The organism is Chryseobacterium sp. AG844 (assembly GCF_003182335.1).
Lineage (GTDB): Bacteria > Bacteroidota > Bacteroidia > Flavobacteriales > Weeksellaceae > Chryseobacterium > Chryseobacterium cupriresistens.
In genome coordinates, this window is sequence record NZ_QGTV01000026.1 from 1 (window position 1) to 25,882 (window position 25,882).

The following is a 25,882-nucleotide window of genomic DNA, read 5'->3' on the forward strand; positions in this document are numbered from 1 at the left end:
TAAACGTTTATCGGCTAATTCCCTGAAATTTCTTGTCATAATACTAAATAACAATAAATGTATAAAACTAGGAATAATTGTGTCCACACGATAGTTCATGAAGGGGGTGGAGATCGTTCATGAAGTCCCTCCAGAAGCTTGGTGAAGGGGCTAGAGGGACTTCCGAAGGGTCTATGGGTACTTCTGAGCAATATTTATAGTGACTTTTAAGAAAATTTACGCTTTCCCGTAAGCAGAAGCTGGAGATTTTTATTATTATTGCTACTTCTAATGAAGAAGTTGTTCTTTCGCAAAGAAGACAGCCAAACTAAACACCCAGGAAAACCAAATGTCAGTAATAGAAACAGCAACAAGCTATTTTGAACAGCTTATACAATCCGATGAATTTTACTTTCAAAAAGGAAAAGATGCATTAAAAAAATGGATGGATCTTTATTTATCCGATGAAGGACAGATAAAACTGCAACATCTTTTAGAGGACTATAGTACCTTTGCTGAAATTAAGGAGGGACATCAATTCTTTTCGATAAAGCAAATTCTCTTTAGCATTATTTCTTATTGTGATGTTCATGCTCGTGGCAAAGCTTTTTATAATCAGTATGATGATAAAAGAGTATTGGCAAAAGCAGGCGTAAGAATGAAACCATGGGTCATCAATACTTTTAATTACAAGTATCACAAAGATGATGTAAATATCACTGTGAAAAATGCCTTAGATATGCTGGCCATGCCAGAAAACAATATCAATTCTATAGCATTAAGCCATAGAGAACTTATCTCTAACCATTATCTGAATCATTCTTATAACCCGGACACTTTTGTTTCTGAATTGAAAGAAAAATTCTCAGATCTTGACAGAACCAAGAATCCGGAAAATCAAACATTATTAATAGCAGCTCATATCTATAACGAGAAAAAAGAATGGGATAGAAAACAACTGGATTTTAAAACGTTTATTACCAACCTAAAAGAATATGCTGAGAAAAACCAACTTGAGTATGGTTTTGGAGATCTTAAGGGGAATAATATATGGATCTTTGATAAAGAACAGTATTTTAATCATAAAAGAGCTCATTATGAAGTGATCATAAAAAAGGGAAGTATTTCCGTTGACCTGCATTTTGAAGACGGTCATCAGAACGCCGAAAAATTGAGAGCTCTGTTGGGTGAACTTCCTACTGATACTCTGGAGTGGAAAAAGTGGCACTTCGGAAACTCGGTTTCTCATATTAAGAAATTTACACTCTCCGATGAAGACCTTGTAGAAAAGGTAGTAGAATGCTTAGATGAGCTTTATGATGCCACCTCAGAAAAACTAATTGATGTTATAAAAAATATGAATTCAGAACTTACAATGAATACTGTAATCAATCATCCGCTTAATCAGATCTTATACGGTCCTCCTGGCACTGGTAAGACCTACAATACCATCAACAAAGCCATTCAGATCGCTAACCCTGATTTTGTTCTGTCTGATCATACCCGAAAGCAAATCAAGGACGAATATAAAAAGCTGGCAGATGAAGGAAGAATTGTGTTTACCACCTTCCATCAGAGCATGAGCTACGAAGATTTTATTGAAGGCATTAAACCTAAAATTGATGAAGATGAGAACGGAAATAAAAAAGTAATCTACGAGGTTGAAAGTGGAATTTTCAAAAGAATTGCTGATAAAGCCAGAAAACCAAGATTAAAAAGTGAAAATTCAATAACACCATATACCTTTGATGATGCCTGGAGTGATCTTGTTCAGGATGCAAACAGACATCTGGAAGATGGAAATCCGCTTGTACTAACTATACAAACTCCGAATCTGGGATTGAAAATAGTGGATATTTCTGATAAAGGAAATCTAAATCTCAAGCCTATTTATTCTGAAGATTCAAAAATTTATACGATATCTTATTCCAGAGCTGAGAAATTGCAGCAGGCATTTCCTGATCTGTCCGTAATTAAAAATGTGAATACTGAATTCAGAGAAGTGATCGGTGGTTCCAATTCTACAGCGTATTGGTCTGTTTTAAATTATATCAATAATAAAATAAAAGAAAAATCTATTACCGAAGTAAAAGAAGAAACTCTTCCTCCCCTTCCTCATGTATTGATCATTGATGAAATCAACCGTGGAAATGTGTCTCAAATCTTTGGAGAGCTCATTACACTTATCGAAGAGGATAAACGTATCGGCAATAATGAAGCTCTGGAGATCACCCTTCCATACAGTAAAGATAAATTCGGAGTTCCTTCCAACCTGTATATTATCGGAACCATGAATACAGCAGACAGAAGTGTGGAAGCTTTGGACACAGCGTTGAGAAGACGATTTTCATTTGAAGAAATGCCTCCTAAACCTGAGCTTCTGAACCCATCTGCAATGATAGAAAATCTATTATGGGAATATAAAAGCTATGAATGGACCGACAAAGAATATCTGGCTGAAGAGAATAAATTATTTTCTGTTTTAGGTGTTTCTGAAGACTTCAAAAAAGAAAAAGAAGGTATCTGGGAACAGATGAAAGAAGATAAAAAAAATAATATCGTCAGAGAATCCGGATATTTTCAAAGGTTTGATTTTGAAAGAATAGATTTTGAAAAATTATTGACCATCATAAACAACCGTATAGAAAAACTGATTGATAAAGATCACGCCATTGGACATGCTTATTTTATAGGAAAAGACAATACAACCATCAGAGATTCTTTTTATAAAAATATCATTCCTCTACTACAGGAGTATTTCTTTGGTGATTACGGCAAAATAGGATTGGTACTGGGCAAAGGATTTGTGAAAAAGAAAGTTACCGAATCATCTGTTTTTGCAGCATTTGATGACTATGAAAGTGAGTATTCAGAAAGAGAATCGTATGAAATCATAGATTACAGAAAACCAGATCATCATTATAAAATTGGAGATACCGACATGGATTTCTCTAAAGCTCTTCTATTATTAATGAATCAGTCTGTTTAATGAAACCAATAGAATCCATTGTTGTTTTTGAGCATGAAAAGCTCTACTTTACTGATGAACATAAAAAACTAAAACTGGACCAGGCTTTAGAGAATTATTATGGAGATGGAACTCCTTTTTTTAGCCTTATAAAAAACGGTGTAAAGTTTAATCAACATGTAGGAGTCATAAAGATTGCCCAAACAACCATTGAAATTCTTCCGAAAGCAGATCATAACGGCAAAGATGAATGGAGACAGCTATTGCACGATATGATAAGAACGGTATGGGGATTTGAAGTAAAGGTCTCCAGCAGTGCTTCGTTAAAGCTGAAAAAAAACTCTATTCTGAATCTTTATTATGAACTGTATGTAAAAGAAATAGAATATCTGCTTCACCGTGGGCTTATCAAAAGGTATAACAGGAAAGAGGGAAATCTGCATGCTTTAAAGGGGGCTCTGCACTTTTCAAAACATATATCTCAGAATCTGGTTCACCACGAAAGATTTTATGTAAAGTATTCTCATTATGATGTCAATCATGAAATACACCGCATTCTCTACAAAGCTCTGAAGCTTATTGAACAGACTAACAGTAAATCGGATCTGAGCAGCAGAATTGGTACGCTACTGTTGAATTTCCCCGAAATGAGTGATGTCAAAGTAACAGATTCAACATTTGAGAAAATCAACTTTGACCGTAAAAATCAACATTATGAAAAAGCTCTGCAGATTGCAAAGCTGCTATTACTGAACTATCATCCTGATGTTTCAAGAGGGAAAAATAATGTACTTGCCTTAATGTTTGATATGAACCGTCTTTGGGAGCAGTTTGTATATGTTGTTTTAAAGAAAAATATACAGCATATTGATATCAAAGTAAGAGCCCAGCAATCCAAAGAATTCTGGAGATCAGAAAACGGAGCCAGCAGAATGAAACCTGATATTGTTCTGGAAGCTAATGGAAACAGAATTGTTCTGGATACAAAATGGAAAAACTTAAACGGAAATTATCTTCCGTCAACCGAAGATCTAAGGCAGATGTATGCTTATCACCGATATTTTAAAGCAACAAAAACAGCTCTGATATATCCGGGAGAAGAAAGTAAACTGATTAAAGGGGATTATTCGGCTATAGAACATGATGAGGTCACCGATACACTGACTTGCGGAGTTGCTTTCATTTCGACACATCAAAATATTAAGCAATGGAAAGAGAATATTGTATCATTTGTGAAAGACAATTTTCTCGCTTCACACAAAACTTATTAAGGTAAATTTCGATTATTATAAAAGTTTAGATTCCTGCGGAATGACTAGGTGAGTGTTTCTGTGTGCGTGCACAGCTAATTATTGTCTCATACATAATGCAAACTATTCCCTTAGACTATCCACATAGTTTGTCATTCCGCAGGAATCCGGACACAGAAAGCTTGTGATAATGAATGAGGATAAAATAAGAGTTTAGATTCCTGCGGAATGACTAGGTGGGCGCTTCTGTGTGCGTGCATAGTCTCTTATTTGCTCTATACATATAAACCATTCACTTAGACTATCCACACCGTTTGTCATTCCGATTTCTGTGACAAAAGGTGGAATAAAAAAAATTAAATCCAATTGAAAAACCAGTGGTTCTATATTTTTTGTACCTTTTGTAAAACAAATACACAAATGACTGCATTTTCAAAAGGAAGATATACCTACTATATCTATATTCTTACCAATAAAACCCGAAGAGTACTTTATACAGGCGTTACAGGCAACCTGCACAGGAGATTGTATCAACACAAAACGAAGCTCAATCCACGCAGTTTCACTGCAAGATATAATCTTGAATTTCTCATTTATTATGAAAAATATAATTGGATTCATCATGCCATTCAAAGAGAAAAGGAAATTAAAGACTGGTCAAGAATTAAGAAACTTGAACTGATAAGGAGCACAAATCCTAATTTAGAATTTTTGAATTACCTGTTTGACAATTGGCTTTGATACGAACTGTTCATATGAATTACCAATTGGATATCGTCAGATTAATAAAGTAAACAGTTCGTAGAGAATGTTTTAATTCCGAGGGTAAAATAAGAGCTTAGATTCCTGCGGAATGACAAAGTGGGTACTTATTGGTGTGTGTACATGTGCATAGTTACTTGCTTCATACATAATAAACTATTCGCTTAGCCTATCCAAAACGGTTGTCATTCCGTAGGAATCCAGGCACAGAAAGCTTGTGATAATGAATGAGGGTAAAAATAAGAGTTTTGATTCCTACGGAATGACAAGGTGGGTGTTTGTATGTGCGTGCATGGCCACTTATTTGCTTCATACATAATGCAAACTGCTCGCTTAGCCTATCCGTAACGTTTGTTATTCCGTAGAATCCAGACACAGAAAGCTTGTGATAATGAATGAGGGTAAAATAAGAGTTTTGATTCCTACGGAATGACAAAGTGGGTGCTTATTTGGGCGCGCGCGTGTATGTGCATAGTTACTTGCTTCAGGCATAATGCAAACTGCTCACTTAGCCTATCCGCAACACTTGTCATTCCGCAGGAATCCAGACACAAAAAGCTTGTGATAATGAATGAGGGTAAAAATAAGAGTTTTGATTCCTGCAGAATGACAAGGTGGGCGCTTATATTTGTGTGTGTTTGTTTATGTGTTTTATGTGTTTGGCTGTTTATGTGTTTTTGTGTGCATAGTGAACGGATGAAGGAGTGCGTCATGATACTTATTGCACAGCTGTTTCAACCAACTCCTACGCCCCTCATAATACTTTAACACCCTTTATAGCCTCTCCCCCAATAAATTTTCGTTCTTTTGCAAAAAGTTTTAATTTTTACCCAACCGCATGTCTAAGTTTGATGAAATCCGGTATTTCAATGATCAGGAAGTGAATGAGAGATTACAGAGCATCGCCCGTGATCCCATGATGAAAGCCTTTATGAATTTTACTTTTCCTGATACGGATGAGCAGGTTTGGCTGGAACAGTTTAAGAATGTTCATTCCATCAGTGATTTTCAGCATCAGTTTGTGGCCTTTGCCGTTCGCCAGATCCTTGCAAAAAGTTCTGACGGTTTAACGACTTCTGGCTTTGATAAGCTGGATAAAAGCACTTCTTACCTTTTCATCTCAAACCACAGGGATATTGTTCTGGATACTTCACTGCTTAATCTGGTATTGCTGGAAGGGGGTTATGTAATGACCGCTTCTGCCATTGGTGATAATCTTGTCCGTAAGAATTTCTTAAATGTACTGGCTAAGTTGAACCGTAACTTTCTAGTACAAAGAGGTCTGCCACTTCGTGAACAGTTGACAAGTTCACAGACGATGTCTGAGTATATTAAAGAGCTGCTCCTTCAGGAAAACCGTTCTGTATGGATTGCCCAGCGTGAAGGCCGTACCAAAAATGGTAACGATTCTACCCAGCAGGGTGTTTTGAAAATGCTTGCCATGGCAGCTGGAGATCAGCCACTGACAGAGTATTTTAAATCCTTAAAGATTGTTCCTATCTCTATCTCCTATGAGTATGATCCTACAGATTCCTTAAAAATGCCTCAGCTACTGGCACAACACAGGGATGAGGAATACATTAAAGGGAAAAATGAAGATTTCACCAACATTATCAGCGGAATTCTGGGTCAAAAAAAACGTATTCACCTTCATGCCGGTGATGTTCTGGATAAAGAACTGGATGAAATTGCAGCGGCCATTGACAACAAAAACAAACAACTGCAGGCCATTGCACAGATAATTGACCGTTCTATCATCAGTAATTATAAACTTTGGCCAACCAAGTACATCGCTTACGATCTGCTTCATAACATGAATACATATGCTTCCGAATATACGGAACAGGAAAAACAGTTGTTTGTCCGCAGACTTGAAATGCGCATAGATCCTTCAGATTCTATTTCCAGAGAGTATTTCTTAGCAATGTATGCCAATCCTTTGGTGAATAAGCTGAAGGTTGAAGAAGAATCTGAAAACTAGTTGAGGATAAAATAAAGATAAAAAACCACTGTTATTGAGCAGTGGTTTTGTTGTATTCTTTCAGATTTTTATTTGGATTTTGACATGGAATCTACTTCTATGATCGCATCTGCAAATGCTTTTGGAGCTTCCTGTGGCAAATTGTGTCCAATTCCGCCCGTTAAGGTATGGTGTGCATATTTGCCTGTATATTTTGAAGCATAACTTTCCGGTGCGGGAAATGCTGCTCCGTTGGCATCACCTTCCAGAGTAACCGTTGGGACCGAAATGGATGGAGATTTCGCCAGCCTGGCTTCAAGTGCATCATATTGTTTTTCTCCTTTTGCTAATCCCAGACGCCAGCGGTAATTGTGGATCACAATATCTACATGATCAGGATTGTCGAATGCTTTGGCAGAACGCTCGTAGGTCTGGTCATCAAAAGCCCATTTTGGTGAAGCCGTTTTCCAGATCAGTTTATTAAAGGCTAAAGTATTGGCTTTATACCCCTTATACCCTCTTTCTGTTGAAAAATAATACTGATACCACCATAACAGCTCAGCGTTCGGAGGCAAGGGTTTTTCATTGGCCTTTGGACTTCCAATCAAATAGCCGCTTACCGCTACCAGTCCGGTGCATCGTTCAGGCCAAAGGGCTGCCATAATATCTGCAGTTCTGGCTCCCCAGTCGAAACCGCCAACGATAGCCTTATCGATTTTCAGAGCATCCATAAAAGCAATGATATCCAATGCAACAGCACTCTGCTGACCGTTGCGTTTTGTATTGGGAGAAACAAAGGTCGTTGTACCATACCCTCTTAAATAAGGGACCAGAACACGGTAACCTTTTTCAGCAAGTATAGCGGAGGACTCTTCAAAACTATGGATATCATAGGGCCATCCATGAAGAAGGATAACCGGTTTTCCTTTGGCCGGACCTACTTCTGCATATCCAACGTTCAACAACCCGGCTTTGATTTGCTTTGTATTTTGAAACGCAGATCTGACCGCTGTGTTTTCCAGGTCTTTTTCACCCGTGGTATATGTCTGTGCGTGTAAAGACAATAATCCTGTTCCCATAAAAATAATCAGGGACAAAACGGATTGTATTTTTTTTCTGAAGTTCAATGTAGTATTCATAATAGTGATGTTTTGTGATGGTAAAATTATGGCAAAGCAGAGATCGGAATAAGAACAAATACTTTGAACAGGTCATATTAAACGTTGAATACTGATTTTCGGGCGGTAAACCGGACAGGAGAAAAAACAATAGCGCTATATATTATGATGTTAATAGACAAAAACATTATTCATCACTATAATTTTTTTCTAAAAGCACTATCTTCGTATCTGAAAAAATTGACAAAATGAAGAAATTCCTATTGCTGGCTTCGGCTGTATTCGTTCTCCATTCATGTGTGGTAAGAACAGCTACTAAAGTGGTTTCCGGAGCGGTAAATTTAAGTTACAAAGCGGTAAAGGGAACCGTTAACGGAATCAGCTGGGCAGTGAGCAAAGCAAAGGGGAAAATTGATGAAGACCGTCTGGATGGTACCTGGAAAGTAGTGGGCGTTTACCGTGGTTCTTTTGAAGATTTTTCAAAAGATCAGAATCCTGACGGATCATTTACTTCGGAATGTACGGAAGGTTTTGATCAGATTGTTTTCAAGGCTAAGAAATCCAAATTCAAGCCCGTGCATTGCAGCACACAGGATGAAGATTGGGTAAAATATTCAATGGAATTCGGAAAAAATCCTTCAACGAAGGAAAAGGAGAATTATATCGAATACAATTCCAGTAATTATATTTCCGTTATCGATGTAACCAATAAAACAATGGTTCTGGAAGGCAATCTGATGCCTAAACTGGGATTTTCCGGTGGTAAGTTATATCTTCTTGAAAAAGTAAAATAGAACTAAGGGCTGCATTTTTGCAGCTGCAGTTTCTGTTCACTGTTTAAACCTTCAAAACGATGCATGATCTTACTCCTTTCTTCGAAACAGCAATATATCCTTTGTTTGATCTTACCGGTGAGGAAAAAGAAATACTCCTGGCTGAAGCAAAAATACAGCATTTGGAAAGCAACAGTTATGTCATACGGGAAAACTCAAAGGCTGACAGTCTTCTTTTTCTCCAAAAAGGCGTTGTCAGAAGCTTTTATGTGAAAGACCACCGGGAGATCAATACCGAATTTTTCTTTGAGCATGATTTTTTTACAGCACTGACAAGCTATCTGACCGGCGAAAAAACATCTCTTAATTTTCAATGTCTGGAAGCTTCAGAAATTATTGTTCTTCCCAAAATATTGACAGACAAACTTTTAAAAGATCCGAAATGGCATCAGTTCATGAATCAGATCCTTACGAAAGAGTTTATTAAAAAATGCCGCCGTGAAAGCTCTTTCCTGCTTCAGGATTCTTATGAACGGTATCTTTATTTTCTTGAACAGTTTCCGCATTCTGAAACCAGAATTCCTCTTTTCCATATTGCTTCTTATCTGGGGATGAGTCCTGAAACCTTAAGCAGGATCCGAAGTAAAAAAATAAAGCAAATTGATTTAAGTCAAGTAAACAGAATCTGATTTTCTTCACTTTTGTCTAAATATTTTAATAATGGACAAAAGAGTACAATTTGATTTTGAAGTGTATTTTACCAATGGGGGAAGCCTTAAAGGGGAAGAATTCAGACTTGACATTGCAGGAGATCATATTACAGACCAGGAACTGATTGATTATATTATTGATGATCTCCGGCTTCTTATGGCTGGTAAAGTCAATATCCTGAATAAGCAGATCATTAACGAACCCCATAAAAGAAAGACTGTACAACAAAAACCTCCTGTGGAACGGCTGATCGATCTGAGCCACACGATTGAAGAAGGACTTATTACTTATAAAGGGCTTCCCGCTCCTCACATCTGTGATTATCTCAGCAGAACGGAATCTCAGAAATTGTATGAGGAAGGAACTTCGTTTCAAATTGGTAAGATTGAAATGGTTACGAATACAGGAACTTATATCGACTGTCCTTTCCACAGGTTTGAAAACGGAAAGGATACCGCTGAGATGGAACTGGAAAAACTGGCTGAATTAGAGGCGGTAGTAATCCGGATTCCTTATACGGAAACATTGGAAATTACAGACCTGCATCTCAGAAACCGGGAAATCAGAAATAAAGCGGTACTTATCCATACGGGATGGGATAGCCATTGGAATACGGAGACGTATTACGAAAATCATCCTTACCTTACGCAAAGCGCGGCAGAATATCTTAAAGACTGCCAGGTAAAACTTGTAGGGATTGACTCTCATAATATTGATGACACAACAGGCAAAAACCGTCCCGTACACACCATTCTTCTGGGCGTTGAAATAGTAATTGCGGAGCATCTTTGTCGTTTGGAACAGCTTCCTGATGAAGGTTTTACCTTTACGGCTGCCCCTCCAAAATTCAAGGGAGCCGGAACTTTTCCGGTAAGGGCTTTTGCTTCAGTACAACAAAACTTATAAAGAGCTTACTTGAAAACAACTCAGGCAATTGACGATGAAAGTTATTTTAGAAACTGCTCAGCAATAAAATACCCGCTTCCCACCACCAGTAGTGGCAGTGCTATTGAAATCAGGATTAAAGGCCAGGCAAAAATTCTGAAATAGGTATATAAACCTACTGAGGAAGGATCCTCAGGATCGTAGATCACAGTCTCTGTTTCTCCAATGGCCCAGGCCGAGGGATTGGTTCCTTCCGCCAGTTCAAAAGTATGTTCCAGATTATTTTGGGACCGGAAGGTAAAGACCGGACTGAATACGGTTCCCTCTGATTCATATTCCCTTAATGAGGTAACGGTTGCCGTTGCCTTTTCTGCTTTTTTTAAGAATGAAAGAGTATTTTTAAAGCTCATTAATGCTGCTGCAAACAGAATGATTCCTGCTGCAAGGATGATATAATATTGCCACATAGCTTTCGTTTTTTTTCTGTTCATCGTATTGCATCCTGAAAACAAATCTTTTGATTATCTTTCTTGTTTTCAGATTGATATCCCGAAGATACAAAGATTTATCACATCATTATTTAACCCTTAAAAAACAATCTGTTATCTGGTTTCAATATCTACAATTTTCTTTCCATCCTTACCCAGATAATGAAGAACCAACTTCTCATATACTTTATAACCGTCATCAATATTGGTAAAAATTATAATTCCCTTCCCTGAGCCGGGTATGATGATGGCAATACATTGTGTTCCCTGATCAGCTCCGCCGTGTGACAAGGCATAATTACCGTTTCCCAGGTCATATATCTCGAACCCCAGGCCGAAATATTTTTGATCTTTTACTTTGACCTGTTTTTTGATCATTTCCTGAAAAACATCCGGTTTCAGATTTTTCTTATTCATGACACTGACCATAAAGTTGCCGTAATCTTCAACCGTAGTATAAAGATCATCAGCCGCATTGGCCGTTTTGTTTTTTTCGGTTGGATAAGGTTTACCATCTTTATCATATCCTATAGCCAATCTTGATTCGTCGGTATTCTGATCCCAGATATAATGGGTATCATTCATCCCGAATGGCTGAAAAACAAGTTCTTTTGCCAGCTGATCCAGTGATTTTCCAAGCTTTTTTTCCAGTGCTTTCCGAAGGTATTCAAAACCTTCTCCTGAGTATTGGTATTTTGTACCGGGATCAAACTGAAAGTTCAGTTTCTTATCTGCATTCATCCATCTCCAGTTCGGAAAACCTGTCTGGTGGCTCAGGATCATTCTGGTGGTTAATTTTTTATGCCTTGAATCGTTGGCAATATCTGGATCTGTCCAATAGGCATCAAGAGGTTCATCAAGCTTCCATTTCCCAAGACTTACCAATCGTAATACAACCATTGCCGTAACAGGTTTTGTAAGTGATGCGACATTAAACAAGGCATTATCAGGTGCTGCAATCCCTTTCCTGATCTCACCGAAAACTTTCACCTGCTGCAACTTTCCTCCTTCTATAATTCCTAATCCCAGGGCAGGAATATTATTTTCTTTCAGCCAGCTTTGCATGGACTGATCGTTATCAAACATCGTTTCACTATCAGTAGTCTGCTTCGGATGATGATTAAAACTCAATGAATTTTTAAGCTTCCACTCACCATTTTCCAGTATCCATAAATGGGTAAATTTTGCTTCCCCAACCAGTTTTTCAGCATGATTTACTATCTTCTCATAAAAAAGGTGGTCTCCATTCTGAATGGCAGCGTAGATCTTTCCGTCTTTATACATGGGATAGATTTCTGTGCTTTTATTAATAAGCACTCTTTTTATCTGATAGGTCTCCGGGGATTTGCATAATCCGTTTTTAAAATCAATGATAAATTTTTCCCTGTCCTCAAAACCTCCTTTGTCATGATAAAATTCAAACTTTTCGCTCAACAGATTTTCCATCTGCTTGATGTTGCAGGTATTGTAGCCTACAGAAAAAAACAGGCTGTCTTTCGACATAATGGTTTTATACAGAGAATCTGTTTTCTCTGTTTGTGCCTGCGTGACACTCATGAACAGCATAAAAAAAGGAAGGGTGAACCTTGAAGACTTTGTCATTGTTATTTTTTTTGACAAAGATTCTACTTCATTTCCTTTTTTGGGTTAAAGTGAACCCGACAAAAACCCGACAAAGTCCTGACAGGTTTTATATCATGCTGAATTTCAGTCTGAAATAAAGTTTTTTATTCTTATCTATCTCGGCTGCATTCCGAAGGATAATAAATACATTGGAGAGAACAATCAGGATCATCAGGATCAGGGTAAACTGTTTTCCGAACTTTAAAAAGATGCCGAGCATAAAGGTAATAGGTGCCATCACTGTCCAGATCATCTGAACGGAAATAATCTGTCTGGCCAGACTGTTTCTCTGCTTCATACTATGCATGAGAATAAGCGGCACAAAAATATTCAGTGGCGGTAAAAGGGTAAACATTAACGAGGAAAGGTTAATGATTTTAATGTATGAATAATTGATTGGAGCTTCCTCTTCTTTTGCTTCAATTTCAACCTCATCTGTTTCTGAAATTATTTGTGGTTGATCCTGCTGCAATTCAATCTCTTCTATTCCTAAAGCCTGTGCCAGTGCTCTGAGGGTATGTCCTTTGGGTTCTGTTCCCGATTCTATACGTTGAATGGTTCTCACAGAAATTTTTGATTGTTCTGACAGCTCTTCCTGGGTCAGGTTCTTTTGTTCTCTTATGGCTTTTAGCTTGGACATTGTTAAGGATATTCGGAAAATATTTTAGCTAATTTACTGTTTTCATTATTAAAATCTTTTCTTACATCCGCTGATGTTTAAATTATTATTCATATAAAAAATAAGTGTATTTTTATTTAAAAATAACTTTCTATTTTTCAGTCATTTATAAACTTTAACACCAGATCAGTTTATGGAAAATACACTATCCAAATCCGAAGTCAGGAAGAATATTGCCACTTATCTCATTCTTACCCTGCTTTTCTGTCTTCCTGTTTATTATATGTGTATCAGCACCGGAAAACTTGGCGGCGGAATAATCTCTTATGCAACCATTGTCATGTGGTGTCCCGCTATTGCTGCATTTCTTACCTGTCGTATCAGAAATATTCCCATTTCTTACCTGGGATGGAAATGGGAACCGACAAAATACCAGATTATGGCCTATTGTATTCCTGTTCTTTATATTTTGGTACCTTACCTCATCATCTGGATCAGCGGTGCCGGCGGCTTTTATAATCATGAATTTGCAGCGGAAATTGGCAAAGGAATGGGCTGGAACCTTCCAGATGGTCTCACGATCATCCTGTATATTATTCTGATGAGCAGTTTTGGTATGGTACGTTCGGTAGGCTCTGCACTGGGAGAAGAGATAGGCTGGCGTGGTCTTCTGACGCCTCAATTGGCCAAGATCAATTCCTATACCGCTACTTCTCTCTGGATGGGTGTGATATGGTCGATCTATCATTATCCTCTTCTGCTTTTCTCCAATTATAATACAGGCGGCCCCAAATGGCTGGCTCTTTCGTGTTTTACGGTGATGATATTTGCCGCTTGTTTCATCTTTACATGGTTAAGATTGAAATCCGGAAGTTTATGGACAGGTGTTATTTTACATGCCAGTCACAACCTTTTTATACAGTCTATTTTTACACCTCTTACTGTAGATACAGGAAACACCAACTATTATATTGATGAGTTTGGTATTGCCCTGCCTATTGCTACAGCTGTGGTTGCTTATTTCTTCTGGAGGAAGAGAAAAGAACTCGATGAAGATCATCCATTTTCAGCATAATATGTTTATTAAAAAGACAGCCTTTTATTGAAAGGGCTGTCTTTTAATATATTAATTCTGAAAAATCTATTCCGGATTAATTACTTCAATAAGGCGGATTCTGCTGAGCAAACTTTGAAATATTTCCTGAGTATCTCTGCTCTCACCTAACGAAATACTTAATCCTTCCCCTTCTTTATCTTCATTTTTAAGACCTATTCTACCTGCTTTTTGTCCTTCACTATTACTTATTTCTTCAACCAATATTTCGTTGTCTTCAAACCATGATTTAATTTTTGCTACCGCTGAATTAGTATTCTTTGATGTTCTTTGTAAAACTAACTGCTCCGGATTTCCTAAGAATCCTTTAGCGTTCTTATTCAATACAAACTGTACGAGAAATTTAAACTGATGCCTGTCAGGTCTCGCATACCATCTGGCCTGGCTGTATCCGCCCAAATGATGACGAACGGGTATCTCATTTGGTATATTATTGTTGGCAAATACTTTTGTATTCATTATTTCATGATTGAAAGTAAGATCAGTTTTTATATTTCCGCCCTCTGCCCTATATTTTTCTGCCCATTCACTTATTCCTTTAAACTCTGTTTCTCCCATTGTTCTGTAGAATGTCATCGTCTGGAGATCAGGACTGCCTTCTGTTCCATTTCTCAATAAACCAAGTCTTTGGTTCATAAATTCTTTACTTTTACTTCCGCTATCCCATCTTCTTTCATGAAATTTTTTGATAAAAAACAATTGCTGCAGATCCCGATATACGGAAGCTGTAATGACCTTGGAATTCATAATGATATTAACTTCATATCTCTCCTTTTCACTGACATCCCCGTACTTTTCCTTTCTTTCCTTTTCATATTTGTCACTTTCCCATTGATCATGGTTGAATTTATAGTCTCCTTCAGATAGATAATCTGCATTATAAATATCAAGTACCAGAATGATATCTTTTATATCTCCTCCCATCAGTTCCAGGGTTTCCAGCATCTTTCTTTCGCTTTCCCTGTTTCCGATGAAATAGGTATTGAAAACTTCTTTCACAGTCATTATTTTTATCTGTCCGTTTTTCAGCCTGACTCCTATCCTGGCTTTTTCATTTGTTCCTTTTGCACTGAAAAACAAATTGTTGTATTTTTCTATAATGCTCATAATAGTTTTTATTTAAGGTTATTTATTTGATTTCTGGAGTTTACACCAATATTAATAACACAAATTTCCGCGGAAACATCGGGACTTACTAAAGGGGAAAAACCTATTTTCAAAAATTCAGGGTTTACCCGTATTCCCGGATGATGTATTTGTTTATTTAACTAAATAAACTCTGAACTATAATAAAGACTCTTGATTAAAAATTCACTCATAAGAGAATTCCCTTATTTTTTAAAATTCCGTTTTTTCCCTTAATGAAGATTTATTCTGATTACTGAAATTTGTATCAGACAAAAGAGATCAACAATCTCATAGTCAACATTTAGTTAAAAAAATAGTAACCCATTAAACCCAGAATATGGCAGAAACAGTAAACACCCAGACTACAGATGCAGTAACGCAGACTAACGTTACGGTACTTGGTGAGTCTCCAGCACAGGCTATGAGTATGCTTTACCAGATGGCCACCCATGCCAGTGGAATTTCCATTCAGAATTCTGTGACAAACCAGCAGAACTTGAACCAGCTCAACCCTGCGATTGTTGCAGATGCCATTAAAATTTTAAAAGGATAATTTAAAACCTTACCATCATGAGTGAAAACAACAGTGAAACCCAACAATCCCAGGCGGCCAATGCTACCACTCCGGCGGAGAAAGCTGTAGTATTTGTGAACAGTGAGGTACTGGCTCCGCCTAAAGCTTCTCCAGTGACCGGAGTAACCAAAGTAATGATAGAACAGTCTACAGGAATGATGGTTCAGGATTTACAGTCTTTTTTAAAAGGATTTGAGCAGGTAGGTCTTATTGCATTGAGCAGACTGGCCAATAATCTACTGACCTATGGAACCACTTTCGGGCCGGCGCCGGGGAGTAAAGAAACCTCTGTTCAAATGGCTGAAAATATTCAGGGCCAGGATACAGGAAAAGGAAATGAAATGATGAAAGACTTATTCAAAATGGTAAGTGATTATGCTGAGGTAAAGGCAAAAATTTCCAATACGATCTATAATGTCAACGCGCTTCCTGTCTCAGAAGCACTTCCTTCTCCCCCATCCTATACGGAAGTTTCTGCAGAGACAGAAGATCCTGAAAAAAAAAACGGGTAGATCCGGTTTCGGAAGAGACCTCCTCAGAAAAAGAAAGTATGAGAAGAAGCTTTATAACGGCTGATCATGGGGGAAAATTAGTATTAAAGTCGGTTAAACTGACCCAGCCACTTGTAAAACCAGAGATCAAAGAAGCGGTAATTCCTTCGGTCGAAACTGAAGGTGATCCCAGGAAAAAAACAATAATAGCCCAGTTCATTGAAAAAATTAAAATAAATAAAAGATGAATTATTCCTCAGTAACCAAACCCGCCAAGATTTTAAATCTGGAAAGCTTAGATGATTTAAATGAAAGACTTTATCTGCTTAAAATCAATGAAATCAGTTATCTGGACACCAAAAGTTCAGAACCTAAAAAGACGGAGCACAATTCGGAACGATTTGTATTTAATCTTCAGACATCAGACATTAATATTCAGCCTTCTTTACGACTGGTTAACTGCATCAGCAGAGGAGGTAAAAGGTATAACCATTTTCAGTCTTTTGTAGTGGAGCCTAAAGATAAATCGACAGGAATTGCCGTAATCATGGTCAAGCTGGATGATCCAAAGGTATTTTACTGCAATGTAAGAATCCTGCCTCTTACCACCCTGAACGAAATTGCAGTTCCTGATTATGATTCAAAACTTCTCACGATCAATCTGGAAAGATCAAAATGTGTACTGAAAGCAGATATTACGATCACACCTTCCAATACGGGTGAAGCTCAGTACTCCGTGCATGATGTAGATGTAAGTGCCATTTCCGATCTGGTTACCCAGGATGAAATGGTGGCATTAAAAAGAGAACTGGAATTTCAGGCCTCCAAGCTGATTGCCCATTATTTTCAGGAAATCCTGAGTATCATAGTAAATGAAGCTCCATCCGGCAGTAAATCTCTGATTATTCCGGATGATTATATCCTGACCCTTCCTCCGCATCAGTTAAAAGAAATGCTGACTGCCAGCGCTATTTCTGCATGTATTGCTTTAGAAATTACAGGTTACAACGTTGTAAAAGACCTCAACCGGGATTGGAAATCTGCGTCTGCATTTATTAACTATCTGCTGTAACAAGACATTTTCATTTTTACAATAGTATAAAACAATAAGTATGCGTAAAAGAATCCGCAAGAAAGCTCCTGCTCCCCAACCTCCGGTACCTGTAACGGAACCTGAAATGGTAGAAAAAGAAATCATGCCTTTTGTTTTAAGACATGAAGATGAAATTATCAGCTATATCAGGGACAAAGCTGTCAAAGAGACCATGAAGTCTCTTGCTCCTCTCCTGGAAAAACTGGAAGAAGCTGTAAAACAGCATGAAGCAGCTCCTGCTCCTGTTGCTGCTCCACCACCTGAAACCCCTGTCATGAATTATGAAGAACAGCTGAAAAAGCTGCAGGAAGCCTCTACAGCAAAAGTAAAAGAGAAAGAACTTAAAATAATGGAGCGGATGAATAAGCTGAATACAAGATTGGGTAATATCAAACCTTAGAACCACCAAAACGAATTAATATGAACGAAATTGAAACAATCATTACCGGAATGTCTACCGCAGTACCTCAGGCTATTTCCGCACAGGTAAGCGCACATTCCACCGGACAGATGCAAATCAATTCTGCATTGAATCAGCAACGGAATGCTATGACCGGGATCAGCCATTATGTGATGGGATTAAAAAAAATGAGTCCCAAAAATACAAAAATAAAGGAATTGGAGTCATTTAGAAAACAGCGTTTCTAATTCCGGCTCCACAACTACGGATGCGGTTTATTTCTCTGCAAAGATGAAATCCGGTGCCCTCAGCATATATACAATCAGGTCAACATTTATTTTTGCACCGCCTTTCAGATGCTGTCGATGTACAAAAGCAATCATTCAGAATCCATCGTTAGCCCAAAGGAATCCGGCATTGACAGCATACCTGCAGCAGGAATTTATTTTTAAGACAGATATTAAAAATAAGACCGCATCCTTTTTAGAAAAAATATGCTTTAAACTCGCGCAGATTTTACAGACAGGGGTTTCAGCCATTGTATTCAGAGCCACTCTTCAGAGCCAATTTATTCATAACCTGTCTATACCAATGTTTTTGAAACGCATTGATCTGCAGGATCTGTGGTGAGTTTAAAACCCAGATATAAACTAGTTTACTTCAATAATTTATTAACCGAGATCCGATCTCAAAAAAAACAATTACCATTATGCCAGTTAATGAACAAATCACAGACGCAGTAACACAATCGAACGTAAAAGTAGTAGGAGAATCTCCTGCAATGGCACTAGCCAACGTGTATCAATCTGCAGCCCATTCTACAGGAATCATGTTTGAAAATGCGGTAAACACGCAAAATCAGCAGAATATTTTAGGCCAGGCGGCAACCACTCAGGGAATCCTGCAGATCTATAGCCTGGACACTGTAGCAGACGCAGTTTCTATGGCTAAGATTCTTAAGCCTTAATTTTTAAACTTTTTGATAAAAGTAATCATCTCAGCCGGAAAGCCCGGTTGTTTTTAACCTAATAAATCATCATCATTATGCCAGTTAATGAACAAATCACAGACGCAGTAACGCAATCCAACGTAAAAGTAGTGGCAGAATCTCCTGCAATGGCGTTAAGTAATGTGTATCAATCTGCTGCACATTCTACAGGAATTATGTTTGAAAATGCGACCAACGCTCAAAATCAGCATAATATTGTTACCCAGGCAGCTACTACACAGGGTGTAACTCAAATCTACAGCAAAGATACCATCGCTGATGCGCTTTCTATTGCTAAAATTCTTAAACCTTAATCAGATTTTGCCTACCGCAAAATAAATTAACCCGCCGGAAAACCCGGTAATTTTAATCAAAATAAACAATAATCATTATGCCAGTAAACGAAAAAATCACAGACGCAGTAACGCAATCCAACGTAAAAGTAGTAGCAGAATCTCCTGCAATGGCTCTAAGTAACGTATATCAGTCAGCAGCACATTCTACAGGAATCATGTTTGAAAATGCAATCAACACTCAAAACCAGCAGAATATTGTTACCCAGGCAGCCACTACACAGGGAGTCACTCAAATTTACAGTCTGGATACGATAGCCGATGCGGTTTCTATTGCTAAAATCCTTACTCCGTAATCACTTTTTACGAAACTATTATAATCAATTATCCGGACAGCCGGAAACTCCGGTTGTTTTTTAACCTCAATAAACAATAATCATTATGCCAGTAAACGAACAAATCACAGACGCGGTAACGCAATCCAACGTAAAAGTAGTAGCAGAATCTCCTGCAATGGCGATGGCCAACGTATACCAATCAGCAGCTCATTCTACGGGAATTCTTTTTGAAAATGCAGTGAATACCCAGAACCAGCAAAACATTGTTACTCAGGCGGCGACTACACAAGGTATTGCACAGATCTACAGCCTGGATACTGTGGCTGATGCAGTTTCAATCGCTAAAATCCTTAATCCTTAATTTGTTTTTGCGAATAGCTTAAATACATTATCCGAACAACCGGAAATTCCGGTTGTTTTTAACCCAAATAAACAATAATCATTATGCCAGTAAACGAACAAATCACAGACGCGGTAACGCAATCGAACGTAAAAGTAGTAGGAGAATCTCCTGCAATGGCACTAGCCAACGTGTATCAATCTGCAGCACATTCTACAGGAATTATGTTTGAAAATGCAGTGAATGCACAAAACCAGCAGAACATCTTAGGTCAGGCAGCCACTACACAGGGTGTTATCCAGATCTACAGCCTGGATACTGTGGCAGATGCAGTTTCTATTGCTAAAATATTACATCCTAAATTATAGTGTTTTTTTAGATTTCTTGTGATCAGGGAGTACTTTGAAGTGCTCCCTGATTCTTTTTGGATCAGACTATTTATCGAACAATATAATTTCATCCGGATCTATTACTTTATTCTGTACGGCATAAATAACAAGTCCGGCCATATTTTTCACGCCGGTTTTGATCATGAGATTGGTCTTGTGGGTTTCTACTGTTTTGGGTGAAATAAACAGAGAATCTGCAATTTCTTTGGTGCTCAGCTGCTGGCAGACCAGTCTTAACACATCAACTTCCCTGTCTGTAAGTTCATTTCTTGAAAACGCGTGAAACTCCGGAAGTTTATTGGAAAGCTGGGTTCTCATCACATCGATCTGATTATTGGAAAAGTAATGCCCTGTATGATAAACCGCCTTTATAACGGATAATAATTCCTCCAGTTCAATTTCTTTAGGCAAAAAAGCATGCGCTCCCAGCTTCAGCATCTGCCCCATGAATGAGCGGCGGTAGAAGCTGGTAAGAACAATGATTTTTGTTTCATTTTCTTTTTGAGCCAGTTCGGCCATTACTTCAAGACCGTCACCGTTGGCCATCCTCAGATCCAGAATCAGGATATCTAAAGAAACAGAATCCTTTTCTTTAAGAAACTGATATCCTCCTGTTGAGGTAAGTACAACCTGATAATCTCCATTATTTTCAATATAATTTTTCAAAAGCTGTACAAACAGCAGATCATCATCTACAATTCCGATTTTAATTTTTGAGTGTTCCATGTTTATTTTTTATTGTAATGCCATACAGGCAATGAATTTTGTGCCTTTTTCAGGCTGGGTTTTAAGTTTATAGATGGCTTTAATTTTTTGTGCTCTGGACTGAATATTCTTCAGCCCGATCCCTCCTGACTGGTTTTCAATAGTGAACCCGCGGCCGTTATCCTCTATGGTTAATATTAAATAGTTCAGAGAGATTCTCAGTGAGACATCTACTCTGGTAGCTTCAGCATGTTTTAAAATATTGGTGATCAGTTCCTGAACAATTCTGAAAAGATTTAGTTTTACAGGGTTGCTGATCGGAGTTCTGACCGTCATATGACTGAAAACGACCTCTATATTTTTATTGATCTGATCAAGATAATCTGCAATTAAATCTACCAGGTCCACCTCATCAAGATCTGGCGGCGTGAGATTATGAGATAATTCCCGTATGAACTGCATGGATTTTTTTAAATCATGATTCAGTTCTTCCGGTTTTTTATCATTGATATTCAAACGGATAAGATTCAATTGTGAGATAATATTATCATGAAGTTCTTCTGCCAGCCTTTCTCTGTCCTGTTCCTGTACCAGCAGCATATTTTCCCGATATTCTTTTTGGGTGTTCCGGACCAGCTTTGAGACTTTCTGTTTATTTTTCTTTATACTTTTCAAGTAATTAATTACCAATAATGTAATGAATAATGTTGTTAAAAAAAACAGTCCAATACCAATCCAAATCCATAGAACTATCTGATCCTGATTTTCCCAACGCCCCATCCCAGATTAATAAAAGCAAGATAAAAAGACAACAGCAGAATGCCTCTAAAAAGCCAGACAGGAGCTACCCAGTTCAGATGATTGCTGATTAAAAAATTAAAGGTAGTGGAGATGATACATTCTATAGAGAAAAACAGAAAAACGATGATGTTCACAATAAACAGATCTCTGTTTACCCTACCTTCCCTGATAATTTTCATAAAATAAGAGGCCGCATAACTACAAATAATAATACTGGTGATAATGTTGAAATAAAAAGTAACCCTTGTATCATTCTGAACATACAACACATTAGTCATCAACACCAGTACAGCATAACCATAAATTATCCATCTTAACTGACGGGAAAGCCGGATATAATAATTGCTGTAAATCACCGTAAGGATCATCAGACCAAAAAACTGGCTCAATGTATAATTATAAGTATTGAGTGTATTTAATTTCATCAGCCGGTCTGTTAAATCCGTCAGCTCCAGCATCAATTCTCCTGAGAGCAATATAATCACAGGAAGTTTTGTTTTGATCTCTTCCTTTATCAATACAATCAATCCGGTACATAGGACGAGATTAATTATAATTTGCAGATACAGGGATAAGCTGTTATACGACAACACGGGTGCTTTGCTTCAGAAGTTGATAATCATTAAGAGTATCAATAATCGTAAAGGGAGGTCTTGGGGTGGAATAATTTTCAGCGGTCTCGCTCATATGATTTACCGCCAGGCTTTTCACAGTAATGATTTCGATATGATAAGGGAAATCAGAATCTTTTTTTTCCAGATCATCAGTAAGCCCGAAGAAGCTGGTGCAGGTCTGTTCTCCGGTAATATTCATTTTTGTATAATCTGAAAACGGAATGGAAATCAATTGAAAAATATCTTCTGTTTTCTGAGCCTGCAGCCAGGAAGTCCCGAACATATTCCATCTGAAGTTACGGTTAATGGCTGATTCGGAAGTAATCGGGGGAATGTCTGTCACCATATTATTACTGCTTTCTATTTTTGATTCACTGAACTCCCGTAAGAAGTCTTTCGTCAGGATGGTATTGAAATGAGCATCTTTATCACTTTTAGAATCGATCAGGAAAAATTTCAGCTTACCTTCATGAATACCCACATAGGCATGAATCATTTGGGTTTCCGTAGTTCCCAGATTTTTTTTCCATAGTTCAATGTCTTCGCCTGAAACGCTGAAGTGGGTTCCCTGATTCAAATAATTCAAAATTTCTGCTCCATTGGTATCAATTCCATTTTTGTAAGAATCAATAAGATTTTTCCATTTTCTGATAGCTTCAAAGATGTTTTCAGTAGTCATGATAATATTTATTTGTGAATGATAATTATTTTATGAGTTGAAATTTACAAAAAAAACAGACTGATCTATTTTTTAAATCACATTCAGGTGGAAAATAAAATATAATTTGAGAAAAAAATACTTTTTCTTCTATCTCTGATAAAATTAAACCGGAAACACCACTTATCTTTGTACCGGAAACCTTCTCTTTTTAAATAACAACTGTCATGATTCCATTCCACGAGCTACTATTTTTCATACTGGCTGCACTCATTTTAGTCATCAGCCCCGGTCCTAATATGATTTATCTGATATCAAAGTCGATAACACAGGGGAAAAAGTCCGGATTTATCTCATTAGCCGGAGTCGTATGTGGATTTTTATTCCATATCATCATGGTTTCATTTGGTCTTACCGCTGTTTTACTGGCTGTTCCACTCGCGTATACCGTTCTTAAAACCCTGGGAACGGTCTATCTTTTATATCTTGCTTATCAGGCTATTAAACCCAAAAGCAAAAATATTTTTGATGTTGACAAAAATGTTGCTCATGATAGTCCCAAAAAGCTTTTCACCATTGGTTTTTTAACGAATGTACTGAATCCGAAAGTGGCTGTTTTTTACCTGTCTTTCTTTCCTCAGTTCATCAAACCAGAGTATGGCTCAATATTGACCCAAAGTCTGGAACTAGGGATCATTCAGGTTCTGATCAGCTTCAGCATCAACTTTATCATTGTATTAACAGCTGCAAAAGTTGCTGTATTCTTTTCCAATAATCCGGTGTGGATAAAGGTCCAAAAATGGTTTATGGCCAGCGTATTAACGTATTTAGCCATAAAAATGGCATTTTCAAAAGCAAAATAAAATCCGGAACAGGTTTCCTTCTGTTCCGAATTCCGATGTATATTCATATAAAATCTGACGTAAAGAAAGCATTATGATTATGCACCGCGAATTTGAGATTAAAATCCGGGATGTAAAACCGTGAAAATACGTAATTTTGCTGTTCCGTATTATCCTCATCACAACAGGTTTAAAGATGAAACAGACCATTCCCACCTATGATTTAAATGGTATTACCCATCATCAGTTCCATATCAAAAGGATGGATAAACAGCCTTATGATTCTGGGGATATTCTTCTGGACAAAGGTATACACCGGGACAGTCATTATATTTTCACCTGTATGGAGAGCGGTCATGTGAGAATGATGGTTGACTTTAAAACTATTGAAGCGAAAGAATCCACTATTTTCTGTGTATTACCGGGACAGGTACATCAGGGACTTCTTATGAAAGAGGTGTGCGGATGGTTTGTAGCGGTAAAAGCAGAACTTGTTCCGGATACAGTTCGTTCTTTTTTTGATGAATCTTTGGGTGAAATACAGCCGCTGTCTGTGGATAAGAACCTTGTCAAAAACCTCAATACGACAGCCGGCTTACTTCATGTCTCATATACAAACGAAATGCTTTCCACTAAAGAAGGATTTCTCATTGTTCAATCACTTCTTAATGCCTTTCTCGGAATGTTTGCCCAGTTGTATTCTCAGAAAAATACTTATTCGGCTTCAGAGGAAAACCGTGCTTTACAATTAACCCGTGCATTCAGGGCTCTCATTCGGAAAAATTTCAAAACCATGAAAAGTCCATCAGAATATGCAGAAGTTTTAAACATTACAAGAGGATATTTAACGGAAACGGTTCGTGAGGTCACAGGAAAGCCAGCACAACACTGGATTCATCAGGAAATTTTAATTGAAGCCAAAAGATTGCTGGTCTTTACCAATCTGAGTGTAAAAGAAGTGGCTTATGAACTGGGATACAGTGATCACACCTATTTCAGCCGTTTGTTTTCAAAACTGGAAGACCGGTCTCCATCAGAATTCCGAAATCAGCACCAATAAATATTCAACCACGAATAATCCAATTAATTCCCCGAAACCGCTATCGGTATTTTCTGATTTTGCAACGTCCTTTGCAATAAAAATGATTTATGCCGAGCCTACCAAAATGGATCAATGACACCGTAGAAAATGTCTGGTCCTCAAAATTCAAAGAATGCACCGTTAACCATATAGAACAGATCACCAATGATCTTCGACTGATACGCTTTGAAACAGAATTAGAGAATGTTCCTTATGAACCTGCCTATGCCATTGGAATAAGAATCAACGACAGGGATTTCAGGAATTATTCTCCTTTTAATTTTAACAAAGAAGCAGGAACTTTCGATGTTTTGTTTCATTTGCATGACATGTCTGCTGCAGGAAGTCATTTTGTAACCCAACTGAGAGAAGGAGATTCCATAAAACTTTTAATGCCCAGAGGAAAACAATTCTTTACTCCCGGTGCCCGGATTCATTTTTCTCTGGGAGATGAAACATCATTGGGAAGTTCTCTTTCGATCAAGGAAGCGGTGGAGGAATCGGGTTCTTTGTTCATTTGTCTTCATGAGCTTGATGATTGTTCTGCTCTTGAAAAGCTTAATTTATATGGCTATCACTGTCCTAAAAACAATACCATGAGAATGATTGAAGCTTTGAATGATTTTCTGCAAGAAGAAAAAGAATCCATCTCTGATGATGAGGTTATTTTTTATGTCACAGGAAACGGAGGACGAATGTCTCTGATCAGGAAATTCCTTAAAGCCAGAGGTGTTTCCCCGAAGTGCATCAAATCACAAGCCTACTGGATTGAAGGGAAAAAAGGACTGTAAAAATGGATCAACAAAAGTGTTTCTACTTTAATAATGAAACTTTATCTGCTAATAAAACACCATTATTACCAGATAAAGTTATCATTTTCCGTTACCAAAAAAATAA

At 37.6% G+C, this 25,882-nt stretch carries 31 protein-coding genes; 22 read left to right on the forward strand and 9 right to left on the reverse strand.

Going from position 1 to position 25,882, the window contains the following annotated elements; genetic code table 11:
* Window positions 1–328: 328 nt before the first annotated feature.
* From DEU40_RS22700 to DEU40_RS19480, 4 genes are all read left to right on the forward strand, one after another.
* Window positions 329–2,968, forward strand: coding sequence for an McrB family protein (locus DEU40_RS22700; protein WP_228406571.1), 2,640 nt, complete (start codon window positions 329–331; stop codon window positions 2,966–2,968).
* Complete coding sequence (locus DEU40_RS19465; RefSeq protein ID WP_110011390.1) at window positions 2,968–4,218, forward strand: McrC family protein; 1,251 nt, start codon at window positions 2,968–2,970, stop codon at window positions 4,216–4,218. Before DEU40_RS22700 ends, DEU40_RS19465 begins: the two co-directional genes overlap by 1 nt.
* 399 nt (window positions 4,219–4,617) lie before the next feature.
* On the forward strand, window positions 4,618–4,938 hold the full coding sequence (locus tag DEU40_RS19475; protein WP_110011392.1) for a GIY-YIG nuclease family protein: 321 nt from the start codon (window positions 4,618–4,620) through the stop codon (window positions 4,936–4,938).
* Window positions 4,939–5,797: 859 nt separating this feature from the next.
* Entirely contained in the window at window positions 5,798–6,940 is a 1,143-nt protein-coding gene (locus DEU40_RS19480) for a 1-acyl-sn-glycerol-3-phosphate acyltransferase (protein ID WP_110011393.1), read from the forward strand.
* 68 nt (window positions 6,941–7,008) lie between these two features.
* Here the strand turns inward: DEU40_RS19480 and DEU40_RS19485 are convergent, their stop codons facing one another.
* Window positions 7,009–8,058 (reverse strand): alpha/beta fold hydrolase, encoded by a 1,050-nt coding sequence (locus tag DEU40_RS19485; RefSeq protein WP_110011394.1) that lies wholly within the window; start codon window positions 8,056–8,058, stop codon window positions 7,009–7,011.
* Window positions 8,059–8,285: 227 nt separating this feature from the next.
* Between DEU40_RS19485 and DEU40_RS19490 the strand changes: the two genes are divergently transcribed.
* Genes DEU40_RS19490 through DEU40_RS19500 form a run of 3 tightly spaced genes read left to right on the forward strand, consistent with a single transcriptional unit; the run spans window position 8,286 to window position 10,427 of the window.
* On the forward strand, window positions 8,286–8,831 hold the full coding sequence (locus DEU40_RS19490; RefSeq protein ID WP_110011395.1) for a hypothetical protein: 546 nt from the start codon (window positions 8,286–8,288) through the stop codon (window positions 8,829–8,831).
* A gap of 59 nt (window positions 8,832–8,890) precedes the next feature.
* Entirely contained in the window at window positions 8,891–9,499 is a 609-nt protein-coding gene (locus tag DEU40_RS19495) for a Crp/Fnr family transcriptional regulator (protein ID WP_110011396.1), read from the forward strand.
* A gap of 31 nt (window positions 9,500–9,530) precedes the next feature.
* A complete protein-coding gene (locus tag DEU40_RS19500; RefSeq protein WP_110011397.1) occupies window positions 9,531–10,427 on the forward strand; it encodes a cyclase family protein in 897 nt (298 codons plus the stop codon).
* A gap of 41 nt (window positions 10,428–10,468) precedes the next feature.
* On the opposite strand, the gene DEU40_RS19505 is transcribed toward DEU40_RS19500, so the two are convergent.
* The 3 genes from DEU40_RS19505 to DEU40_RS19515 all read right to left on the reverse strand — a co-directional run bounded on the left by DEU40_RS19505 (window position 10,469) and on the right by DEU40_RS19515 (window position 13,157).
* Window positions 10,469–10,897, reverse strand: coding sequence for a DUF3592 domain-containing protein (locus DEU40_RS19505; RefSeq protein WP_110011398.1), 429 nt, complete (start codon window positions 10,895–10,897; stop codon window positions 10,469–10,471).
* Window positions 10,898–11,008: 111 nt separating this feature from the next.
* Window positions 11,009–12,496, reverse strand: coding sequence for a serine hydrolase (locus DEU40_RS19510; protein ID WP_110011399.1), 1,488 nt, complete (start codon window positions 12,494–12,496; stop codon window positions 11,009–11,011).
* A gap of 88 nt (window positions 12,497–12,584) precedes the next feature.
* Entirely contained in the window at window positions 12,585–13,157 is a 573-nt protein-coding gene (locus DEU40_RS19515; protein ID WP_110011400.1) for a helix-turn-helix domain-containing protein, read from the reverse strand.
* Between the two features lie 172 nt (window positions 13,158–13,329).
* Here DEU40_RS19515 and DEU40_RS19520 point away from each other — a divergent pair, with 172 nt between their 5' ends.
* Window positions 13,330–14,211: a CPBP family intramembrane glutamic endopeptidase gene (locus DEU40_RS19520; protein ID WP_110011401.1), complete on the forward strand. Its 882-nt coding sequence runs from the start codon at window positions 13,330–13,332 to the stop codon at window positions 14,209–14,211.
* Window positions 14,212–14,277: 66 nt separating this feature from the next.
* Here the strand turns inward: DEU40_RS19520 and DEU40_RS19525 are convergent, their stop codons facing one another.
* Window positions 14,278–15,357: a hypothetical protein gene (locus tag DEU40_RS19525; protein ID WP_110011402.1), complete on the reverse strand. Its 1,080-nt coding sequence runs from the start codon at window positions 15,355–15,357 to the stop codon at window positions 14,278–14,280.
* Window positions 15,358–15,715: 358 nt separating this feature from the next.
* Between DEU40_RS19525 and DEU40_RS19530 the strand changes: the two genes are divergently transcribed.
* The 11 genes from DEU40_RS19530 to DEU40_RS19585 all read left to right on the forward strand — a co-directional run bounded on the left by DEU40_RS19530 (window position 15,716) and on the right by DEU40_RS19585 (window position 20,263).
* The gene (locus DEU40_RS19530; protein ID WP_034697211.1) at window positions 15,716–15,931 is read left to right on the forward strand and encodes a RebB family R body protein; all 216 of its coding nucleotides are present in this window, start codon (window positions 15,716–15,718) and stop codon (window positions 15,929–15,931) included.
* A 17-nt stretch (window positions 15,932–15,948) separates the two neighbouring features.
* Window positions 15,949–16,464, forward strand: coding sequence for a hypothetical protein (locus DEU40_RS19535; protein WP_110011403.1), 516 nt, complete (start codon window positions 15,949–15,951; stop codon window positions 16,462–16,464).
* Between the two features lie 38 nt (window positions 16,465–16,502).
* Window positions 16,503–16,691, forward strand: a complete 189-nt coding sequence (locus tag DEU40_RS19540) for a hypothetical protein (RefSeq protein ID WP_110011404.1) — start codon at window positions 16,503–16,505, stop codon at window positions 16,689–16,691.
* A complete protein-coding gene (locus DEU40_RS19545) occupies window positions 16,688–17,515 on the forward strand; it encodes a hypothetical protein (protein ID WP_110011405.1) in 828 nt (275 codons plus the stop codon). The genes DEU40_RS19540 and DEU40_RS19545 overlap by 4 nt, the downstream gene beginning before the upstream one ends.
* Window positions 17,516–17,555: 40 nt before the next feature.
* Complete coding sequence (locus DEU40_RS19550) at window positions 17,556–17,936, forward strand: hypothetical protein (protein ID WP_110011406.1); 381 nt, start codon at window positions 17,556–17,558, stop codon at window positions 17,934–17,936.
* 20 nt (window positions 17,937–17,956) lie between these two features.
* Entirely contained in the window at window positions 17,957–18,184 is a 228-nt protein-coding gene (locus DEU40_RS19555; protein WP_110011407.1) for a RebB family R body protein, read from the forward strand.
* 461 nt (window positions 18,185–18,645) lie between these two features.
* Window positions 18,646–18,903 carry a RebB family R body protein gene (locus DEU40_RS19565; RefSeq protein ID WP_110011409.1) on the forward strand — a complete coding sequence of 86 codons (258 nt, stop codon included), beginning with the start codon at window positions 18,646–18,648 and terminating at the stop codon, window positions 18,901–18,903.
* Window positions 18,904–18,980: 77 nt separating this feature from the next.
* On the forward strand, window positions 18,981–19,238 hold the full coding sequence (locus DEU40_RS19570) for a RebB family R body protein (protein ID WP_034697223.1): 258 nt from the start codon (window positions 18,981–18,983) through the stop codon (window positions 19,236–19,238).
* Window positions 19,239–19,315: 77 nt separating this feature from the next.
* On the forward strand, window positions 19,316–19,573 hold the full coding sequence (locus tag DEU40_RS19575) for a RebB family R body protein (RefSeq protein ID WP_034697225.1): 258 nt from the start codon (window positions 19,316–19,318) through the stop codon (window positions 19,571–19,573).
* An 85-nt stretch (window positions 19,574–19,658) separates the two neighbouring features.
* Complete coding sequence (locus tag DEU40_RS19580; RefSeq protein WP_034697227.1) at window positions 19,659–19,916, forward strand: RebB family R body protein; 258 nt, start codon at window positions 19,659–19,661, stop codon at window positions 19,914–19,916.
* A gap of 83 nt (window positions 19,917–19,999) precedes the next feature.
* Window positions 20,000–20,263, forward strand: coding sequence for a RebB family R body protein (locus DEU40_RS19585; protein ID WP_034697228.1), 264 nt, complete (start codon window positions 20,000–20,002; stop codon window positions 20,261–20,263).
* Window positions 20,264–20,329: 66 nt separating this feature from the next.
* Here the strand turns inward: DEU40_RS19585 and DEU40_RS19590 are convergent, their stop codons facing one another.
* From DEU40_RS19590 to DEU40_RS19605, 4 genes are all read right to left on the reverse strand, one after another.
* Window positions 20,330–21,010, reverse strand: a complete 681-nt coding sequence (locus tag DEU40_RS19590; RefSeq protein ID WP_110011411.1) for a response regulator transcription factor — start codon at window positions 21,008–21,010, stop codon at window positions 20,330–20,332.
* Between the two features lie 9 nt (window positions 21,011–21,019).
* A complete protein-coding gene (locus DEU40_RS19595) occupies window positions 21,020–21,664 on the reverse strand; it encodes a sensor histidine kinase (protein WP_181398007.1) in 645 nt (214 codons plus the stop codon).
* A 74-nt stretch (window positions 21,665–21,738) separates the two neighbouring features.
* Window positions 21,739–22,275 (reverse strand): hypothetical protein, encoded by a 537-nt coding sequence (locus DEU40_RS19600; RefSeq protein ID WP_146207881.1) that lies wholly within the window; start codon window positions 22,273–22,275, stop codon window positions 21,739–21,741.
* Between the two features lie 94 nt (window positions 22,276–22,369).
* The gene (locus DEU40_RS19605) at window positions 22,370–23,083 is read right to left on the reverse strand and encodes a hypothetical protein (protein WP_110011414.1); all 714 of its coding nucleotides are present in this window, start codon (window positions 23,081–23,083) and stop codon (window positions 22,370–22,372) included.
* A gap of 206 nt (window positions 23,084–23,289) precedes the next feature.
* On the opposite strand from DEU40_RS19605, the gene DEU40_RS19610 reads away from it, so the two are divergent.
* The 3 genes from DEU40_RS19610 to DEU40_RS19620 all read left to right on the forward strand — a co-directional run bounded on the left by DEU40_RS19610 (window position 23,290) and on the right by DEU40_RS19620 (window position 25,776).
* Window positions 23,290–23,925, forward strand: a complete 636-nt coding sequence (locus DEU40_RS19610; RefSeq protein WP_110011415.1) for a LysE family translocator — start codon at window positions 23,290–23,292, stop codon at window positions 23,923–23,925.
* 175 nt (window positions 23,926–24,100) lie between these two features.
* Window positions 24,101–24,964, forward strand: coding sequence for a helix-turn-helix domain-containing protein (locus tag DEU40_RS19615; protein ID WP_110011416.1), 864 nt, complete (start codon window positions 24,101–24,103; stop codon window positions 24,962–24,964).
* An 89-nt stretch (window positions 24,965–25,053) separates the two neighbouring features.
* Window positions 25,054–25,776, forward strand: coding sequence for a siderophore-interacting protein (locus DEU40_RS19620; RefSeq protein WP_110011417.1), 723 nt, complete (start codon window positions 25,054–25,056; stop codon window positions 25,774–25,776).
* The last annotated feature ends 106 nt before the right edge of the window (window positions 25,777–25,882 follow it).

Excerpts from the sequence above, each read along its gene's own strand:
- DEU40_RS22700 (WP_228406571.1), top strand. The coding sequence starts at position 329 with ATGTCAGTAATAGAAACAGCAACAAGCTATTTTGAACAGCTTATACAA.
- DEU40_RS19465 (WP_110011390.1), top strand. The coding sequence starts at position 2,968 with ATGAAACCAATAGAATCCATTGTTGTTTTTGAGCATGAAAAGCTCTAC.
- DEU40_RS19475 (WP_110011392.1), top strand. The coding sequence starts at position 4,618 with ATGACTGCATTTTCAAAAGGAAGATATACCTACTATATCTATATTCTT.
- DEU40_RS19480 (WP_110011393.1), top strand. The coding sequence starts at position 5,798 with ATGTCTAAGTTTGATGAAATCCGGTATTTCAATGATCAGGAAGTGAAT.
- DEU40_RS19485 (WP_110011394.1), bottom strand. The coding sequence starts at position 8,058 with ATGAATACTACATTGAACTTCAGAAAAAAAATACAATCCGTTTTGTCC.
- DEU40_RS19490 (WP_110011395.1), top strand. The coding sequence starts at position 8,286 with ATGAAGAAATTCCTATTGCTGGCTTCGGCTGTATTCGTTCTCCATTCA.
- DEU40_RS19495 (WP_110011396.1), top strand. The coding sequence starts at position 8,891 with ATGCATGATCTTACTCCTTTCTTCGAAACAGCAATATATCCTTTGTTT.
- DEU40_RS19500 (WP_110011397.1), top strand. The coding sequence starts at position 9,531 with ATGGACAAAAGAGTACAATTTGATTTTGAAGTGTATTTTACCAATGGG.
- DEU40_RS19505 (WP_110011398.1), bottom strand. The coding sequence starts at position 10,897 with ATGAACAGAAAAAAAACGAAAGCTATGTGGCAATATTATATCATCCTT.
- DEU40_RS19510 (WP_110011399.1), bottom strand. The coding sequence starts at position 12,496 with ATGACAAAGTCTTCAAGGTTCACCCTTCCTTTTTTTATGCTGTTCATG.
- DEU40_RS19515 (WP_110011400.1), bottom strand. The coding sequence starts at position 13,157 with ATGTCCAAGCTAAAAGCCATAAGAGAACAAAAGAACCTGACCCAGGAA.
- DEU40_RS19520 (WP_110011401.1), top strand. The coding sequence starts at position 13,330 with ATGGAAAATACACTATCCAAATCCGAAGTCAGGAAGAATATTGCCACT.
- DEU40_RS19525 (WP_110011402.1), bottom strand. The coding sequence starts at position 15,357 with ATGAGCATTATAGAAAAATACAACAATTTGTTTTTCAGTGCAAAAGGA.
- DEU40_RS19530 (WP_034697211.1), top strand. The coding sequence starts at position 15,716 with ATGGCAGAAACAGTAAACACCCAGACTACAGATGCAGTAACGCAGACT.
- DEU40_RS19535 (WP_110011403.1), top strand. The coding sequence starts at position 15,949 with ATGAGTGAAAACAACAGTGAAACCCAACAATCCCAGGCGGCCAATGCT.
- DEU40_RS19540 (WP_110011404.1), top strand. The coding sequence starts at position 16,503 with ATGAGAAGAAGCTTTATAACGGCTGATCATGGGGGAAAATTAGTATTA.
- DEU40_RS19545 (WP_110011405.1), top strand. The coding sequence starts at position 16,688 with ATGAATTATTCCTCAGTAACCAAACCCGCCAAGATTTTAAATCTGGAA.
- DEU40_RS19550 (WP_110011406.1), top strand. The coding sequence starts at position 17,556 with ATGCGTAAAAGAATCCGCAAGAAAGCTCCTGCTCCCCAACCTCCGGTA.
- DEU40_RS19555 (WP_110011407.1), top strand. The coding sequence starts at position 17,957 with ATGAACGAAATTGAAACAATCATTACCGGAATGTCTACCGCAGTACCT.
- DEU40_RS19565 (WP_110011409.1), top strand. The coding sequence starts at position 18,646 with ATGCCAGTTAATGAACAAATCACAGACGCAGTAACACAATCGAACGTA.
- DEU40_RS19570 (WP_034697223.1), top strand. The coding sequence starts at position 18,981 with ATGCCAGTTAATGAACAAATCACAGACGCAGTAACGCAATCCAACGTA.
- DEU40_RS19575 (WP_034697225.1), top strand. The coding sequence starts at position 19,316 with ATGCCAGTAAACGAAAAAATCACAGACGCAGTAACGCAATCCAACGTA.
- DEU40_RS19580 (WP_034697227.1), top strand. The coding sequence starts at position 19,659 with ATGCCAGTAAACGAACAAATCACAGACGCGGTAACGCAATCCAACGTA.
- DEU40_RS19585 (WP_034697228.1), top strand. The coding sequence starts at position 20,000 with ATGCCAGTAAACGAACAAATCACAGACGCGGTAACGCAATCGAACGTA.
- DEU40_RS19590 (WP_110011411.1), bottom strand. The coding sequence starts at position 21,010 with ATGGAACACTCAAAAATTAAAATCGGAATTGTAGATGATGATCTGCTG.
- DEU40_RS19605 (WP_110011414.1), bottom strand. The coding sequence starts at position 23,083 with ATGACTACTGAAAACATCTTTGAAGCTATCAGAAAATGGAAAAATCTT.
- DEU40_RS19610 (WP_110011415.1), top strand. The coding sequence starts at position 23,290 with ATGATTCCATTCCACGAGCTACTATTTTTCATACTGGCTGCACTCATT.
- DEU40_RS19615 (WP_110011416.1), top strand. The coding sequence starts at position 24,101 with ATGAAACAGACCATTCCCACCTATGATTTAAATGGTATTACCCATCAT.
- DEU40_RS19620 (WP_110011417.1), top strand. The coding sequence starts at position 25,054 with ATGCCGAGCCTACCAAAATGGATCAATGACACCGTAGAAAATGTCTGG.